Origin of the sequence: Kitasatospora sp. NPDC089797 (assembly GCF_040684795.1) — a bacterium.
Taxonomy (GTDB): domain Bacteria; phylum Actinomycetota; class Actinomycetes; order Streptomycetales; family Streptomycetaceae; genus Kitasatospora.
On record NZ_JBFBGS010000011.1, the window covers coordinates 55,730 to 71,832 of the forward strand.

General features: G+C 73.3%; 11 protein-coding genes. 3 read left to right on the top strand and 8 right to left on the bottom strand.

Annotated elements, in window-relative coordinates:
- Positions 1–43: 43 nt before the first annotated feature.
- From AB0O91_RS11090 to nhaA, 4 genes are all read right to left on the bottom strand, one after another.
- The gene (locus tag AB0O91_RS11090) at positions 44–253 is read right to left on the bottom strand and encodes a hypothetical protein (RefSeq protein ID WP_363430241.1); all 210 of its coding nucleotides are present in this window, start codon (positions 251–253) and stop codon (positions 44–46) included.
- A gap of 142 nt (positions 254–395) precedes the next feature.
- Positions 396–1,322 (bottom strand): alpha/beta hydrolase, encoded by a 927-nt coding sequence (locus AB0O91_RS11095; protein ID WP_363430455.1) that lies wholly within the window; start codon positions 1,320–1,322, stop codon positions 396–398.
- A 335-nt stretch (positions 1,323–1,657) separates the two neighbouring features.
- Positions 1,658–2,134, bottom strand: coding sequence for a phage holin family protein (locus AB0O91_RS11100; RefSeq protein WP_363430243.1), 477 nt, complete (start codon positions 2,132–2,134; stop codon positions 1,658–1,660).
- Between the two features lie 202 nt (positions 2,135–2,336).
- Complete coding sequence (nhaA, locus tag AB0O91_RS11105; protein ID WP_363430245.1) at positions 2,337–3,821, bottom strand: Na+/H+ antiporter NhaA; 1,485 nt, start codon at positions 3,819–3,821, stop codon at positions 2,337–2,339.
- Positions 3,822–4,171: 350 nt separating this feature from the next.
- Between nhaA and AB0O91_RS11110 the strand changes: the two genes are divergently transcribed.
- Entirely contained in the window at positions 4,172–5,566 is a 1,395-nt protein-coding gene (locus AB0O91_RS11110; RefSeq protein ID WP_363430247.1) for a serine hydrolase domain-containing protein, read from the top strand.
- 175 nt (positions 5,567–5,741) lie between these two features.
- On the opposite strand, the gene acs is transcribed toward AB0O91_RS11110, so the two are convergent.
- The 3 genes from acs to AB0O91_RS11125 form a co-directional block, all read right to left on the bottom strand.
- Positions 5,742–7,697, bottom strand: a complete 1,956-nt coding sequence (gene acs, locus AB0O91_RS11115; RefSeq protein ID WP_363430249.1) for an acetate--CoA ligase — start codon at positions 7,695–7,697, stop codon at positions 5,742–5,744.
- 241 nt (positions 7,698–7,938) lie between these two features.
- Positions 7,939–10,314: a SulP family inorganic anion transporter gene (locus tag AB0O91_RS11120; RefSeq protein ID WP_363430251.1), complete on the bottom strand. Its 2,376-nt coding sequence runs from the start codon at positions 10,312–10,314 to the stop codon at positions 7,939–7,941.
- 492 nt (positions 10,315–10,806) lie between these two features.
- Positions 10,807–11,826 carry an ATP-binding protein gene (locus AB0O91_RS11125; RefSeq protein ID WP_363430253.1) on the bottom strand — a complete coding sequence of 340 codons (1,020 nt, stop codon included), beginning with the start codon at positions 11,824–11,826 and terminating at the stop codon, positions 10,807–10,809.
- Positions 11,827–12,045: 219 nt separating this feature from the next.
- Between AB0O91_RS11125 and AB0O91_RS11130 the strand changes: the two genes are divergently transcribed.
- A complete protein-coding gene (locus AB0O91_RS11130) occupies positions 12,046–12,936 on the top strand; it encodes an oxidoreductase (protein WP_363430255.1) in 891 nt (296 codons plus the stop codon).
- A 356-nt stretch (positions 12,937–13,292) separates the two neighbouring features.
- Here AB0O91_RS11130 and AB0O91_RS11135 read toward each other — a convergent pair whose 3' ends face one another.
- Positions 13,293–14,090, bottom strand: a complete 798-nt coding sequence (locus tag AB0O91_RS11135; protein ID WP_363430457.1) for an HAD-IB family hydrolase — start codon at positions 14,088–14,090, stop codon at positions 13,293–13,295.
- A gap of 829 nt (positions 14,091–14,919) precedes the next feature.
- Here AB0O91_RS11135 and ssd point away from each other — a divergent pair.
- Positions 14,920–16,044, top strand: coding sequence for a septum site-determining protein Ssd (ssd, locus tag AB0O91_RS11140; protein ID WP_363430257.1), 1,125 nt, complete (start codon positions 14,920–14,922; stop codon positions 16,042–16,044).
- Positions 16,045–16,103: the final 59 nt, after the last annotated feature.

The window sequence follows — 16,103 nt, forward strand, 5'->3', positions numbered from 1 at the left end:
CCGCGCTCCGACGCGGGCGGCCCCGACGAAGCGGCGCGAGGCCTCAGGTCTCGCGCCGCAGTCGCGCGCCGACCCACCGGGCGCGCCGGCCGAGGATGCGCGGGATGCCCATCTGCCGTTGCACCCCGCGCTGCCGACGGTCGCCGCCGTCGAAGCCGAGGTCCTCCGCCCGGTCCGGGCGGTGTGCGGAGCGCTGGGGACTGTTGTGGCGTCGGCCGCGCGGGGCGTCGCCGCGATCGGGCATCCAGGTCATACCGGAATGGATGCCCCTGGGCCGGTGGGAGTAACCGCACGGGTTCGGCGAAACCGGTCCCCGTAGTTGTCATATGAGCGCAACGTCAAGGGAGTTGGGACGTTCGACCCTTCGGGAAGGGGCCTCCGCCGGGCCCCGGCCGTCACTCCTTGTGGCGACCGACCCAGTCCAACAGCTCGGCGGTGAACTCCTCCGGGGCCTCCTCGTGCGGGAAGTGCCCGACCCCCGGCAGCAGCCGCCAGCGGTACGGCGCCGCCACGTACTCCCCGCCGCCGAGCGCGGTGTGCGACAGCAGCACCGGGTCCGAGGCGCCCTGGACGTGCAGGGTCGGCGCGGTGATCGGCTTCTTCATCCGCCGGGCGAACTGGATGCCGTCCGGGCGCGCCATCGAGCGCAGCAGCCAGCGGTACGGCTCGATCGAGCAGTGTGCGGTGCTGGGGATCTGGATCGCCTGCCGGTACGCGTGCACCGCCGCCTCGTCGAGCTTGCTCGGCCCGGTCCACTCGTCCAGGTAGCGGCCGACCAGCGCGGCGTCGTCGGCGACCAGGCGGCGTTCCGGTATCCACGGCCGCTGGAAGCCCAGGACGTGGTCGAAGGCGGCGGCCTGCTTGCGGTCCGTCAGCAGCGCCCGGCGGAGGTCCCGGGGGTGCGCCGCGGAGACCACGGTGAGGCTCTGGATCACCGACGGGCGCATCACCGCGGCCACCCAGGCCAGCGTGCCGCCGGAGGCGTGCCCGACCAGGTGCGCCCGGGGCTCGCCGAGCGAGCGGATCACGCCGGTGATGTCCAGGGCGAGGTTGCCCGGGTCGTAACCGCGCGGGGTGCGGTCGCTGCCGCCGATGCCCCGCAGGTCGAGCGCCACCGCGCGGTAGCCGGCCTCGGCGAGCGCGGTCAGCTGGTGCCGCCAGGCCCACCAGTACTCCGGCCAGCCGTGCACCAGCAGCACCAGGGGGCCGGAGCCGAGCTCGGTGATGTGGAAGCGGGCGCCGTTGGCCGCGAGGTCGCGGTGCGTCCAGGGGCCGGGCTGCCGGATGCTCCAGGCCTCGGCCACGCCCCCGCCCCCGTCCACGCCCTTGCCCCTGTTCCTGCTCCCGGCCGTGTCCTCGACGGCTCCGCGTCCGCCTTCGCCCTCGGAGCCCCGGACGCCCTGGGCGCCTTCGACGCCTTCGACGCCTTCGACGCCTTCGCCGTCCTCCGGTCCGGCGTCCGGCTCGGAGCCGGGTCCGGGGGACGGCGCGGGGCGGGTACCGGGGCCGGAGTCAGGGCTGGAGCCGGGGCCGGAGCCGGCGGACGGCTGCGCGGTCACGGGCGTCTGGTCGAGCGGCATACCGAGAGCGTGTCACATTCACGCGCCGGACACGTGCCCGGCACTCGCTGTCGGTGGGCCCGGAGGCCCTCCCGTGGTTACGGGATGCGGCCCAGACCCCGGTCGATCTCCTCCTGGGTGGCCGGCCGCGGCCGCGCGTTCTTCAGCACCTCGGCCGTCTTCTGGGCCCCCTCGATGGCGCGGTGCGGCGGCTCGATCTTCTTGAACGAGCGGTAGGCCAGCACCCCGAGCAGGACCGCGAGCAGCAGGTAGGCGCCCGCCACGACGAGGAAGGACCAGCCGAGCGACAGGCCCAGCGCGTGGATGCCGAAGGCCGCCGCGGCGCTCAGCATCGGCACCGCGAACAGCGCCACCGTGGCGGCGACCAGGATCGAGACCCCGCCGGAGACGCCGCGCTTGACGTCCTTGCGGATCTCGGCCTTGGCGAGCGCGATCTCGTCGTGGACGAGCGCGCTCAGGTCGGCGGTGGCCGCCGCGAACAGCTGCCCCACCGAACGCTCGCCCTCGTAGGGCGCCCGGCCGTTGCTGGACGGGTCTGCGGCTCCTGCGGGCATCAGCGGTTCTCCTCTGCGGCTGCTGCGGCGTGACGCCGTCGCGGTGTGCGGTTTCCGGGGCCGGTGGGGGGTCCGGAGGCGTCAGTGGTGTGTCGACAGCTCAGAATCATGCCCCTACCGGTCAGTCGGACACCACTCCGGGGCCCCGCCGGAGGGACGTGTCCTGGCTTCGCAAGGCCGGCGGGAGCCCCTCCTGGACGGCTCAGCCGCCGGTTCCGGGCCGTCCGTCGGATCGTCCTTCGGGCTGTCCGTGGGGCCGTCCGTCGGCTCGTCCCCGGGTGGCGTCGCCGGTCTGCGCGGGGTTGCCGACCGTCGTGGTGCCGGCTGCCTCCGCCGGGGCGGCGGCCTTCGCCGGGGCGGCGGTCCGGGCCTGCCAGGCCGGATCGTCCTGCTGGTAGACGTCCGGGATGCCGTCGCCGTCCTCGTCCCGGTCCTCCTCCTCGCACAGCGCGCGGTAGTGCCGGTTGCGCAGCTTGAGCAGCACGGTGGCGACCACCGCGCAGAGCAGCGAGCCGACCAGGACGGCCGTCTTGGAGCGGTCGGCGAGCGCCAGGTTGTCCGGGAAGGCCAGTTCGCTGATCAGCAGCGAGACGGTGAAGCCGATGCCGGCGAGCACCGAGACGGCGAACAGGTCGGCCCACTTGAGCTGGGGGTTCAGCTCGGCCCTGGTGAACCGGGCGGCCAGCCAGGTGCCGCCGAATATGCCCACCGTCTTGCCGACCAGCAGGCCGATCACGATGCCGAGCGGGGTGGCCTGGGTGAACACCTCGCGCAGCGCGGGCCCGGAGATCGTCACCCCGGCCGCGAACAGCGCGAACACCGGGACGGCCAGTCCGGCCGAGAGCGGGCGGACCAGGTGCTCGATGTGCTCGCCGGGGGAGTGCTTCTCGTCGCCCTCGCGGTGGCAGCGCAGCATCAGGCCCATCGCGACACCGGCGACCGTGGCGTGGATGCCGCTCTCGTGCATCAGCGCCCAGACCACGACGGCCAGCGGGACGAACAGGTACCAGCCCTTCACTCCGCGCCGGTGCAGGAACCAGAACAGCACCAGGCCGGCGAAGGCCAGGCCGAGCGCCCAGAACTTGATCCCGGAGCTGTAGAAGACCGCGATGATCAGGATCGCGATCAGGTCGTCGACCACCGCGAGGGTGAGCAGGAAGGCGCGCAGGGCCGAGGGCAGGTGGCTGCCGACCACGGCCAGTACGCCGAGGGCGAAGGCGATGTCGGTGGCGGTCGGGATGGCCCAGCCGCCGGGGTGGCCGCCGCTGCCGGAGTTGATCAGGGCGAAGAGGATCGCCGGCAGGGCGACCCCGCAGATCGCGGCGATCACCGGTAGCGCGGCCGCGCTCGGCGTGCGCAGCTCGCCCGCGACGAACTCGCGCTTGAGCTCGATGCCGGCCACGAAGAAGAAGATCGTCAGCAGACCGTCCTTGGCCCAGTCGGCCAGGGTGAGGTCGAGGTGGAGCGGGGCGGACGGGCCGATCCGGAGGTCCAGCAGGTTCTCGTACGCGTGCGGCCAGACGTTGGCCCAGACCAGCGCGACCACGGCGGCGGCCAGCAGCAGCATGCCGCCGACCGTCTCGGTGCGCAGGGCGTTGGTGATGAAGGTGCGCTCGGGCAGTGACAGCCGGCCGAGGAACTGCCGGCGGCGGGTCGTCGGCTCGTGGACGGGCGGCTGGTCGGTCACGGGGACCTCCTGGGGCTGGGAGCGGCAACGGATGCACGGGTGGTGCAGTTGCCGACCAGACTTCCCGGCGCGCCCTGTGACGCCCGCGACTCCTGCTCAAGGATCTTGATGCGTCCTTAACAGTCTAGCGGGACGTTCGGGTGACATCCGGATTGTCCTTATTAAGGACTTAAGCCCTGCGGGCCGGTTCTGCACTCCCGAGGAGCAGCGGACCGGCACTCGAACGGGTCAGGCCGGGTGCAGTCGGGTGAACCGCTCCCTAATGTCGGTCGCAGGCGCCCGCCCGTTCCGGGCCGGTGCGCATCCCCCTACGCCCTTTCCGTTCCGCTGTACTTGCTGGAGGCACGACCATGCCCGGTGGCGGCACCGCCCTGCCCCAACCGCCCCTGTTACCCGGTGAGCCGGCCGCGCCGAGCGGCCCGGGGCTCCTCCCGGAACCCCTCCCCGGTGACCCCTGGGGAGCTTCCCCGGACGACCGCCGGGGCGTCCCCCGGGACGAACACCCCGAGGTCCCCGCCGATCTCGAACGGCTGCTCCGCCCGCTGTTCCGCGCCGCCGGGCCGGACGGCGGCGTCGCCGTCGCGGTGATCCGCGGCGACGAGCGGGTGGTCGCCTGCCGGGGACGGTCCGACCGGCCCGGCGAGCGCCCCGTGCGGGCCGACACCCGGTTCGAGCTCGGGTCGGTGACCAAGACCTTCACCGGGCTGCTGCTCGCCGAGATGGCCGCCCGCGGTGAGGTCCGGTACGACGACCCGATCGACCGCTACCTCCCCGCGAACGCCGTCCCCGGCTATCCGCACGAGCGGCCGATCACCCTGCTCCACCTGGCCACCCACACCTCCGGCCTGCCCCGGCTGCCGGTCGGCGTGCTGCCCGCGGTGGCCCCGCGGTGGTTCTCCCGGCCCTACGCCACGTTCGGCCCGGCGCACCTGCTCGGGGCGCTGCCGCGGACCCCCGTCCGGGGGACCCCGGGCACTCAGGTGCGGTACTCCAACCTCGGCTGCGGACTGCTCGGACTGCTGCTGGCCAACGCGGCCGGACAGCGCTACGACGACCTGCTGGCCGCCCGGGTCTGCGGGCCGCTCGGACTGGTGGACACCTCGTGCGGCCCCGGCCGGGAGGACGCCGGCGGGTACCGGCGCGGACGCCGGGTGCCCTCCTTCCGGCTGCCCGCCCTCCCGGGCGCCTCCGCACTGCGCTCCACCGCCGACGACATGCTCCGTTACGTGCAGGCGCACCTGTCGCTGGACGCGGTGCCGCTGCCCGAGCGGGCCGACGAGGCGGCGTTGCGCACGGCCCTCGGCGAGGTCCGCCGGCCCAGGGTGGGGCGGCGCCGGGGCGGTGGCCTGCGGCTCTGCCTGGGCTGGAACCAGCGCGGACCGGCGGGGGCGGCCGACGGGCCCGGGGAGGCCGGGGAGGCCGTCGGCGGCGGCCGGGTCGGCGGCGTGCTCGGGCTCGGGATCGGTGCTGCCGCCGGTGCCGGTGCCGGTGGCGTCGGTGCCGCGGACCCGGTCGGGGCGGCGGACAGCGATGAGCTGGTGTTCCACGCGGGATCGAGCCGGGGGGCCAGCGCCTTCGTCGGATTCAGCCCGCGGGCCCAGGTCGGGCTGACGGTGCTGGCCAGGACACGGCCGGGGGTGCGGAACACCCGCGGCCGGGCTCTGGTCCAGAGCGCGTACGAGGTCCTGCGCACCCTGGCCGCGCAGCGCGGTACGGCGAGCGGCGCGGCGGCCCCGGGGGTGTGACCCCGGCGGCCCCGTGCGGACACGGGGACGGGGCCCCGGGCGGTGTTCTCACCGCCCGGGGCCCCGTCACTGCCGCGGTCTGCTCCGGCGACCGCTCGCGGACCGGCGACCGTCAGGTTGTCGGACCGTCAGGTTGCAGGGGTCGCCGGGTTGCCGGTTCGCCTGTGTTGGCTGCTCAGCCGTTGGTGCCGTTGGACGGCAGCTGGGCCTGGATGGTGGCCATGACGGTGCTGTCGGCGAGGGTGGTGGTGTCACCGACCTCGCGGCCTTCGGCGATGTCGCGCAGGAGGCGGCGCATGATCTTGCCGGAGCGGGTCTTGGGGAGCTCGCCGACGACCTTGATCTGCTTGGGCTTGGCGATGGGACCGAGGGTGCGGCCGACGTGGGCGCGCAGTTCGTCGACGAGTTCCGGGGTTTCGGTGACGCCCCCGCGCAGGATGACGAAGGCGACGATCGCCTGGCCGGTGGTGGGGTCGGCGGCGCCGACGACGGCGGACTCGGCGACGGAGGGGTGGCCGACCAGGGCCGACTCGACCTCGGTGGTGGAGATGTTGTGGCCGGAGACGAGCATGACGTCGTCGACGCGGCCGAGGAGCCAGATGTCGCCGTCCTCGTCCTTCTTGGCACCGTCGCCGGCGAAGTAGCGGCCGGGGAAGCGCGACCAGTAGGTGTCGATGTAGCGCTGGTCGTCGCCCCAGATGGTGCGGAGCATGGAGGGCCAGGGCTCGGTGAGGACGAGGTAACCGCCGGAGCCGTTGGGGACCTCGTTCGCCTCGTCGTCGACGACGGTGGCGGCGATGCCGGGCAGGGCGCGCTGGGCCGAGCCGGGCTTGGTCTCGGTGACGCCGGGCAGGGGGCTGATCATGATCGCGCCGGTTTCGGTCTGCCACCAGGTGTCGACGATGGGGCAGGTGCCGGCACCGATGTGCTCGCGGTACCAGATCCAGGCTTCGGGGTTGATGGGTTCGCCGACGCTGCCCAGGACACGCAGGGAGGACAGGTCGAACTTGGCGGGGATGTCGTCGCCCCACTTCATGAAGGTGCGGATCGCGGTGGGGGCGGTGTAGAGGATGGTGACCCCGTACTTCTGGACGATCTCCCAGAAGCGGCCCTGGTGGGGGGTGTCGGGGGTGCCTTCGTAGATGACCTGGGTGGCGCCGTTGGAGAGGGGCCCGTAGACGATGTACGAGTGCCCGGTGACCCAGCCGATGTCGGCGGTGCACCAGTAGACGTCGGTGGCGGGCTTGAGGTCGAAGACGGCGTGGTGGGTGTAGCTGGCCTGGGTGAGGTAGCCGCCGGAGGTGTGGAGGATGCCCTTGGGCTTTCCGGTGGTGCCCGAGGTGTAGAGGATGAACAGCGGGTGCTCGGCCTCGTGCGCCTCGGGGGTGTGCTCGGTGGACTGACGGGCGGTGATCTCGTGCCACCACACGTCGCGGCCCTCGGTCCAGGTGGTGTCCTGGCCGGTGCGGCGCACGACGAGGACGTGCTCGACGCTGTCGGTCTTGGTGAGGGCCTCGTCGATGGCGGGCTTGAGCGCGGAGGGCTTGCCGCGTCGGTAGCCGCCGTCGGCGGTGATGACGAGCTTGGCCTGGGCGTCCTGGATGCGGGAGGCGACGGCGTCGGCGGAGAAGCCTCCGAAGACGACGGAGTGGGTGGCGCCGATGCGGGCGCAGGCGAGCATCGCGATGACGGCTTCGGCGATCATCGGGAGGTAGACCGCCACGCGGTCGCCCTTGCGGACGCCGAGTTCGATCAGGGCGTTGGCCGCGCGGGAGACCTCGTCCTTGAGCTCGGCGTAGGTGATCGAGCGGCTGTCGCCGGGTTCGCCTTCGAAGTGGATGGCCACGCGGTCGCCCAGGCCGTTCTCGACGTGGCGGTCGACGCAGTTGTAGGCGACGTTGAGCCGGCCGTCGGCGAACCACTTGGCGAAGGGCGGGTTGGACCAGTCGAGGGTCTGGGTCGGTTCGGTGTCCCAGCTGAGGCGGCGGGCCTGCTCGGCCCAGAAGCCCAGGCGGTCCTCGGAGGCCCGGGCGTACGCGCCCGCGTCGACGTTGGCAGCAGCTGCCAGCTCTGCCGGCGGGGCGAAACGCCGCTCCTCCTTGAGCAGGTTGGCCAGACTCTCGTTGCTCAACGCGCACTCCTCATCAAGTCATGATCCGGGCGATCCCGTGCGTGGGGATTGTCCCGTGTGTCCCAGCACACAGCTCACCAGGGAAATGGGCCACTTGACAAGAGGCTGCTTGGAATTGGTGTAGACCTTTGACCGAACATCGAACGACCGGCCGGGCGGCCGCCGCGGAAGGGCGGCAGGCCGCCCGGCGGCCGGTGGGCCCGTGCCCCGGCCCGCCCGGCGGGGACACGGACCCGGCTCTTCAGGCGGCCAGCTGAGGGCCCTCCTCGCTGTCGGCGGCCGACACCAGATCGCCCTTTCTCACCCGTTCGGCCGAATCATCGTCAGTTCGGCGGTCGGAGCGGGCCTCGACGGGGCTGAACGTCCCGGCGGCGCGGTCGAGGACGAAGGCCTGCGCGGTGGCGAAGTCGAAGTACATCCCGACCAGTCGCAGGCTGCCCTCCTCGACCCGGCGCTCCACCGCCGGATTCGCCATCAGCTGGTCCAACTGCTGGACCACGTTGGTGAGGCAGAGCTGCTCCGCGAGGTCGAGCACCGGCCGGTCGGCGAACTCGGCCGGGGCCCGTCGGAGCCGGTCCAGCGAGCCGCGGCCGTTGCGCAGCCAGCGGGTCAGCGGGGTGGGCGGCCCGGGGCGCTCGTGCACGCCGTCCAGCAGTGCCTTCATCGCGCCGCAGCCGGAGTGTCCGCAGACCGTGATCGAGCGGACCTCCAGCGCCTCGACGGCGTACTGCACCGCGGCGGCCACCGAGTCGTCGGCCGCGCCGGGCTCGAACGGGGCCGGTACCAGGTTCCCCACGTTCCGGACGGTGAACAGGTCGCCCGGGCCGCTGTTGGTGATCATGCTGGTCACCATCCGGGAGTCCGCGCAGGTCAGGAAGAGCTGGGAAGGCGTCTGCCCCTCCCGTGCCAGCCGGGCGAGTTCGGGCCTGATCAGCGGGGCGGTGTGCTGCTGGAACACCCGGACGCCGTCCAGCAGCCGACCGTGCGGGTCCTCCTGCTGCTCGATGCAGTGGTGGCCGACCCAGGGGGTCCAGGCCCGGCAGCGGTGCGGACCCGGCGAACTGCCCGCGCGGACGGTGCCGTCGGGGTCGAGCACCTCGTCCTCCTGGCGCCGCGTCACCAACGAGACCCGCCCGCCCGCGGCCTGGTGCCCCGTCCGCCAGTCGTGCAGCGTCTCGTACGCGGCGTGGTCCAGGAAGGAGCCGTCGTGCACCACGGTGACCTCGGCGCCCGCCGGGATCCCGGTCAGCGCCCGGCTCAGGCGGGGGACGGCGGTGAAGGTGAGCGGCCCGTGGGTCTGGACGGTGACCGAGCCGTCGGGGCCGGTCCCGACGTCCACGTGGGCGCGGGTCAGCCGGTACAGCGCGAGCAGGACGGCGGTGCCGGCGCCGAGGCCGACGCCCCACAGCACGCCGAAGGCCACCACGGCGAGCAGGGTGGTCAGGTAGACCGGGAACTCGCGGTGCCGGTGCACGTTGCGGATGTGCGCGAAGCTCACCATCTGCAGGCCGACCACCAGCACCAGCGCGGCCAGCGCGGCGAGCGGGATCCGGCGCAACCCGCCGGTCAGCGCCAGCGCGGCGGCGAGCACCCAGACCCCGTGCAGCACCGAGGCCCATCGGGTCTGCCCGCCGGACCGGACGTTGGCGGTGCTGCGGACGGCGCCGCCGGCGATCGGCAGTCCGCCGACCAGCCCGCTGACCAGGTTGGCGAGGCCCTGTCCGCGCAGTTCGCGGTCGAGGTCACCGGTGCGCTGGGACATCCGGTCCACCGCCACGGCGGACAGCAGCGACTCCACGCTCGCGACGGCGGTGACGGTGAGGACGGCGGCCAGCACCCCGGCGAGCGAACCGTGCGGCAGCGCGGGCACGAGCGACTGCGGCTGCCAGGCGGGCAGTTCGATGTGGGCGAGTCGGAGGTCCAGGGCGAGGACGAGCAGGGTGGCGGCCGCCACCGCGACCAGCGGGCCGGGCACCTTGACCAGGCGCGCGCCGAACTCGCCTGCCCGGCCCGGGAGTCGGTTGAGCCGGGGCCAGGCCAGCAGGACGGCCACGGTCACCGTGCCGGCCAGCAGCGCGGGCGGGTGCGGCCCGGCCAACTGCCCGGGAAGCGCAAGGAGGTTGGCGATCGCCGAGCTCTGCGGGGAGCCGCCGAGAACGACGTGCAACTGGGCGATGGCGATGGTGAGCCCGACCCCGGCCAGCATGCCGTGCACGATCGCGGGCGAGACCGCGAGCGCCGTCCGGGCCACCCGGCGTGCGCCGAGCAGGAGTTGGAGCAGCCCGGCGGCGGCGGTGACGGCGCAGGTGGCCCGCCAGCCGTACTGGGTGATCAGCCCGGCGGTGATCACGGTCAGTGCGGCCGAGGGGCCGCTGACCATGAGCGAGGTGCCGCCGAACAGTCCGACCACGATGCCGCCGACGGCCGCGGCGGCCAGCCCGGAGGTGAGCGGGGCGCCGGTGGCGAGCGCGATGCCGAGGGAGAACGGCACGGCGATCAGGAAGACCACCAGGGAGGCGGAGACGTCCCGGCCCCAGCGGGCTCGGGTGGTGGGGCCCGGTGGTGCGTGGTCGGTGGTGTCGGAGGCGATGGGTGCGCTGGAGATGTCGAGGGTCATGGTCTTCCCGTCTGTCCGGGGGAGCGAACGCAGTCAGGTCCGGTGGTGAGTCCGGGGTGGGGCTCGGGGGCGGATCGGCTGTCGTGGGTCGCGACGGTGTGGCGGGATGGCGTGGGCTCGGCGGGGGAATGCGGGTGTCACCGGCCGGCGTCGACCATCTGACCCGCCAAGGGCCAGGGCGAGCTGCGGGATTTCTCGCCGAGGGCCATCGGGACGGGTCATCAAGACTCGGTAAACCGAGGGTAATGAAAGCTTTGCACAGCGTCGCTTCCGGAGGGAAGCGGAAAATCCCCGGTTCACCCCATTGGGTGGTGTTCGAACCGACGGGAATCTGCTGGTGGGCGGCTCGCACGGGCGGACCCGGCCACTGCGCCGACAGGGCGGACGGGCCGCGGCCTCCCCCGGGGTGAGGGGGAGGCCGCGGCCCGTCCGGTCCGTGGCGGCCCGGCCTGTCGGTGTGTCAGATGGTGTATCGCGAAGGCGTGGACGGCGTCAGGCGGTTGCGCCCGCCGGGGTCGCCGGGGCGCCGTCGGTCGCGAGGCCGCCCGGGAACCCGCCCGGGGCGAAGCCCTCGTCGACCTGGGAGGTGAGGTCGATGCCGACCTTGGCGTTGGCCCAGCTCTCCGCGTTGCGCCGGTGGAACAGCACGGCCTGCTCGGTGTAGCGGCGGTCGTCGCGCAGCCCGTACGCCGCCTCGGCCTCGGCCCGCAGCTCCTCCAGTACGGCCCGGTTGGCCGGTTCCAGCGACTTGAGCGGCGGCTCGGCGCCCTGCTCCAGCCGGCGCACCCAGTCCGACTGCCCGAAGGTGGTGAGCAGGTCGTCGCCGACCTCGCGGCGCAGGAACGCCAGGTCGTCCGGGCCCTGCACCTTGTTGCCGATGACCCGCAGCTGCACCCCGAAGTCCCGGGCGTAGTCCTTGTACTGGCGGTAGACCGAGACGCCCTTGCGGGTCGGTTCGGCGACCAGGAAGGTCAGGTCGAAGCGGGTGAACAGGCCGGAGGCGAAGGAGTCCGAACCGGCCGTCATGTCGGTGACCAGGTACTCGTCCGGCCCGTCCAGCAGGTGGTTGAGCAGCAGCTCCACGGCGCCGACCTTGGAGTGGTAGCAGGCCACCCCGAGGTCCTCCTCGGTGAACGCGCCGGTCGCCAGCAGTCGGACCGAGCCCTCGTCGAGGGCGATCGGACGGGCGCAGGCGGAGTAGACCGGGTTCTCCTCGACGATCCGCAGCAGGCGCGAACCACGGCCGGGCGGCGTGGTTTTGATCATCTCGTCGGCCGAACGGATCAGCGGGTTGCTGCCGCGCAGGTACTCCTTGATCTCCGGCAGGTGGGCGCCGAGCGAGGGGAGCTCGGCGGCCTGGTCGTCCGTCAGGCCGAGGGCGGGGCCGAGGTGCTGGTTGATGTCGGCGTCGACGGCGATGACCGGCCGGCCGATGGCGGCCAGGTGGCGGATGAACAGTGCGGACAGCGTGGTCTTCCCGCTGCCGCCCTTGCCGACGAAGGCGATCTTCATCTGGGGCTCCGGCTCTCGCTCTGGGCCCTGGGGAGGGGCCGCGTGCTCAGGGGCGCGCGTGCGGGGGCGCCCTCTAATTGGAAATCGTTATCGTCTCCGATAGTGGCCATGCTAGCCGGGGTTTGGGCTCCGCCGGGGGAGGGAAGTGAGGATTGCCTCTAACGGGTGATGCGGGGTTGCTGTTCCGGGAGGGGGTCGCTGTTCATTACTCTCGGGTAGGTGAGCACTGGAACAGATCCCCTCGCCCCGTTGGCCCAGCTCCCCGGGGTGCCCGACGCGGTGGCCGAGGTGCGCAAGGCCGTCGACCGGCTCTACGGCCACCGGGTGATGCGCCGCCGCGCGGCCGAGGTCACCTCCGAGTCCGCGCTGCGCGGCGCCCGCGCATCGGCGGCCGTGGCCGGAGCGGACTGGCCGCTGGAGGAGGTCCGGCGCCGCACCGACTTCGGTGCGGACACCGAGGCCCGGACGGTCGGCGCGGCCCTGCGGATCGCCGCCGAGGCCGGGCAGCTGCTCAGTGTCTGGCGGCACTCGCCGCTCCAGGTGCTGGCCCGGCTGCACCTGCTCGCGGTCGGCGACGCCGACCCGGCCGCGGGTCGGCCGCGCCGGGCGGGGGAGCGTGCGGAGGAGCTGTTCCCGCTGGAGCTCAAGCCGGTGGAGAGCGTCGAGGTGGAGGCCGTCGCCGGGCCGCTGCCCGCGCTGCCGACGGCGCCGGACGCGGAGGAGGTCGCCGCCCGGCTCGACCAGCTCTCCCGGCTGCTGGTGGCCCGCGCGGAGGGCCACGGCGTGGGCACGCCGGCCCTGGTGGTCGCCTCGGTGGTGCACGGCGAACTGCTCGCCCTGCGGCCGTTCGGCAGCCACAACGGGCTGATCGCCCGGGCCGCCCAGCGGATCGTGCTGATCGCCGAGGGCCTCGACCCGAAGTCGATCTGCCCCGCCGAGGTCGGCCTGGCCGAACTGGGCACCGACTCCTACCGGCACGCCCTCGCGGGCTACCTGGCCGGCACGCCGGAGGGGATGGGGGCCTGGATCGCCCACTGCGGGCGGGCGCTGCGGCTCGGGGTGCGGGAGAGCACGGCGGTCTGCGAGGCGATGCAGCGCGGAATGGCCTGACCGGGCCCGAACAGCGAGATGCGGCGGCACCTGATCCTGACGGGTGCCGCCGCTGGTGCAGATACCGGGTGACCAAGCATGCACCGGAAGTGCCGATCAGACGGGGATCCTGCCCGTTCGTCTGGTCCGGCGGCCCGACAGCGGGTCGGCTGCATGTGGGTGCTCGGATACCTGTACACGCGGTCCGTGGGGCCTGAACTGCGTTGTCGGTTTGACCTCTTCGGTCCTGACCGGGTCTCGCGGGCCGTGCTTCCTTTGTATCGCGTTTCGGCCGAAAGGGGAACCCGAAACGAGAAGTCTGTGCCGAATGCCCGTTTTGGCGGCCTTCGTGTCGGCCGAGGCTCCCGGTGGTCGCCTCAGGCCGCGGGGCGGCGGCGTCGGGCCAGGTACCAGATCACCCCGGCGGTCACCGCCGCCGTCCCGACCGCCACGGCGGTCAGCACCGAACCGCTCGGCGCGGCGAACCGGGGCAGCCGCCGTCGCAGTTGCACCGGCCGGTCGAAGACCAGCACCGGCCACTCCCTGGCCTGCGCCTCCTTGCGCAGCGCGCGGTCGGGGTTGACCGCGGAGGGGTGGCCGACCGCCTCCAGCAGCGGCAGGTCGGTGGAGGAGTCGCTGTAGGCGTAGGACTCGGCCAGCTCGTACCCCTCCGTACGGGCCAACTCCCGGATGGCGGCGGCCTTGTTCTCGGCGTAGGCGTAGTACTCGATCTCGCCGGTGTAGCAGCCGTCCTCGACCTGCAGCCGGGTGGCGATCACGTGGTCCGCGCCGAGCAGTTGGCCGATCGGCTCGACCACCTCGGAGCCCGAGCTGCTGACGATCACCACGTCCCGGCCGGCCGCGTGGTGCTGTTCGATCAGTGAGGCGGCCTCGTCGTAGATGATCGGGTCGATCAGGTTGTGCAGGGTCTCGGCGACGATCTCGCGGACCTGCTGGACGTTCCAGCCCCGGGTGAGCGAGGAGAGGTACTCGCGCATCTTCTCCATCTGGTCGTGGTCCGCGCCGCCGACCAGGAAGACGAACTGGGCGTACGCGCTGCGCAGTACGGCCCGACGGTTGATCAGGCCGCCCTGGTAGAACGGGCGGCTGAAGGCCAGCGCGCTCGATTTGGCGATGATGGTCTTGTCGAGGTCGAAGAAGGCTGCCGTGCGCAGTCCGTTCGGCCGGGGGCGGGCGGGTGCGCTCGGCTCCTCGGGCCCGGTGCGGTCGCCCTGGGACTCGTCGGCGTGGTCGTCGGCGTTCTCGGTGGTGTCCACGGGAACCGAGGATAGAGGGAGCCGCAAAACACCCCGCCATTCGGCGTACTCGTGGGCGTGCGGGTTTGTGTTTCTGGCCGCTCGGGTACACCATGGAAGTCACGGATCGTTCGCGACCGTGCTAACCCGGTCCGGCTCCTCCCCCCCGAGTCGGGCTGTGGATAGACGACCCCCGCTCTCCCCCCCGGCGGGGGTCGTCGCACGTCCGGGGCCATTTTCAGGGCTTGAAGGCCCTCTGCGGGGGCTTTCGCGAAGGTCTCGCCGACGGTGTGCAGGTGGTGTCGACGGCTCCGTCCGTCCACCATCTTTCGTCACTCTGCGTCGCCGATTGCTCATGGCGCGCACGGCTCCCGCGGCTGGTTCCGAGAGGGTCCCCGGAGCCGTCCGGCCGGTGCGGAGGAAAGCCGCGGGGTGGTGCGGGGGCGGTAAGGGTGGAGGAGCGGTGGACGGCCGGTTCGTCTCCGTGACCCCCTTTCGTCAATTCTTCACCGATTGAGCCCCCCGCCCGGGTGAACGTTTTCCTCCACAACCCCCGAGTTATCCACAGGCAATCGGAACCCGGATGACGGAATCCGGATCTCCCCCCACCGTGATGGTCGGCGGCGGTCGCCGGGCAGGGCCTCATCCCCCTTCCTCTCCCAGAGGTCTGCCTGGCGGCCGTCCGTCGGAACCGTCCGACGCGCGCCGCGGCCGCCCTGGTGGCCCACGGCGCAGAGGGGAGAACACCATGTCGACGCCGATCACCGACCAGGTCACCACCGCCGGTCCTGCGGCCGTCGGCCCGCTCGTCATCACCGGGGACGAGGGCCTGGCCGAGCACCTGCTCCGGGTCTGCGCGGCAGCCGGTACCGAACCGAGGCTGATCAGAGGTGCGCCGCCGCCGCGCGAGCTGTGGGAGGGCGCCCCGCTGGTCCTGGTCGGGGACGACCGGGCGGAGGACTGCGCCGGGCTGGGCAGGCGTGCCGGGGTGCTGCTGCTCGGGCTGGACCTCGACGACCCCGGGGTGTGGGTCAGAGCCGTCCAACTCGGCGCCGAGCACGTGCTGTTCCTGCCCGACGCCGAGGCCTGGCTGCTGGACCGGATCGCGGACGCCGCCGAGGGGGTCGGCCCCCCGGCCCTCACCGTCGCCGTGCTCGGCGGCCGGGGCGGGGCCGGAGCCTCGACCCTGGCCTGTGCCCTCGCGGTCACGGCCGCGCGGACGGGGCGGCGGACGATGCTCCTCGACGGCGACCCACTGGGCGGGGGCCTGGACATCCTGCTCGGCGGCGAGACCGCCCGCGGGCTGCGCTGGCCCGACCTCGCCGGTTCGCGCGGGCGGGTCAGCGGGGCCGAGCTGGTCAGGGCGCTGCCGGCCCTGAAACGGCTGTCCGCCCTGTCTTGCCTGTCCTGGGACCGCGGCGACACCCTGACCGTGCCCCCGGAGGCGATGCGCAGCGTGCTGGCCGCCTCGCGCCGGCGCGGGGGGCTGGTGGTGGTCGACGTACCGCGCCGGCTGGACGCGGCTGCCGGGCAGGCGCTGGAACAGTCCGACCTGGCCCTGCTGGTCGTCCCGGCCGAGCTGCGGGCGGTGGCGGCCGCCGACCGGGTCGCGGCGGCGGCCCGGATGCGTCTCGGCGACGTCCGGGCCGTGGTCCGGCCGGTGCGGGCCGGCGGGCTCGCGGCGCACCGGATCGCCCGCGGGCTGCGGCTGGAGCTGGCCGGGGAGCTGGAACCGGAGCCGGGCCTCGCCGAGGACGCCGAGAAGGGCGTCCCGCCCGGCCTGCGGGACGGCGGCCCGCTCGCGCGCTTCTGCGCGACCTTCCTGAACGAAGTCCTGCCGCCGGTTCCGGCGGTCGAAGGAGGTGTGTACTGATGGTCCGTCTGCGCAGGACAGGTCTTCGGAGCGTGGTGCCCGGTCCGGGCGGCGGTGCG

Coding starts and splice junctions, on each gene's coding strand:
- AB0O91_RS11125 (WP_363430253.1), bottom strand. CDS start 11,826: ATGAAGATCGCCTTCGTCGGCAAGGGCGGCAGCGGGAAGACCACGCTG.
- AB0O91_RS11100 (WP_363430243.1), bottom strand. CDS start 2,134: ATGCCCGCAGGAGCCGCAGACCCGTCCAGCAACGGCCGGGCGCCCTAC.
- AB0O91_RS11110 (WP_363430247.1), top strand. CDS start 4,172: ATGCCCGGTGGCGGCACCGCCCTGCCCCAACCGCCCCTGTTACCCGGT.
- ssd (WP_363430257.1), top strand. CDS start 14,920: ATGTCGACGCCGATCACCGACCAGGTCACCACCGCCGGTCCTGCGGCC.
- AB0O91_RS11090 (WP_363430241.1), bottom strand. CDS start 253: ATGACCTGGATGCCCGATCGCGGCGACGCCCCGCGCGGCCGACGCCAC.
- AB0O91_RS11120 (WP_363430251.1), bottom strand. CDS start 10,314: ATGACCCTCGACATCTCCAGCGCACCCATCGCCTCCGACACCACCGAC.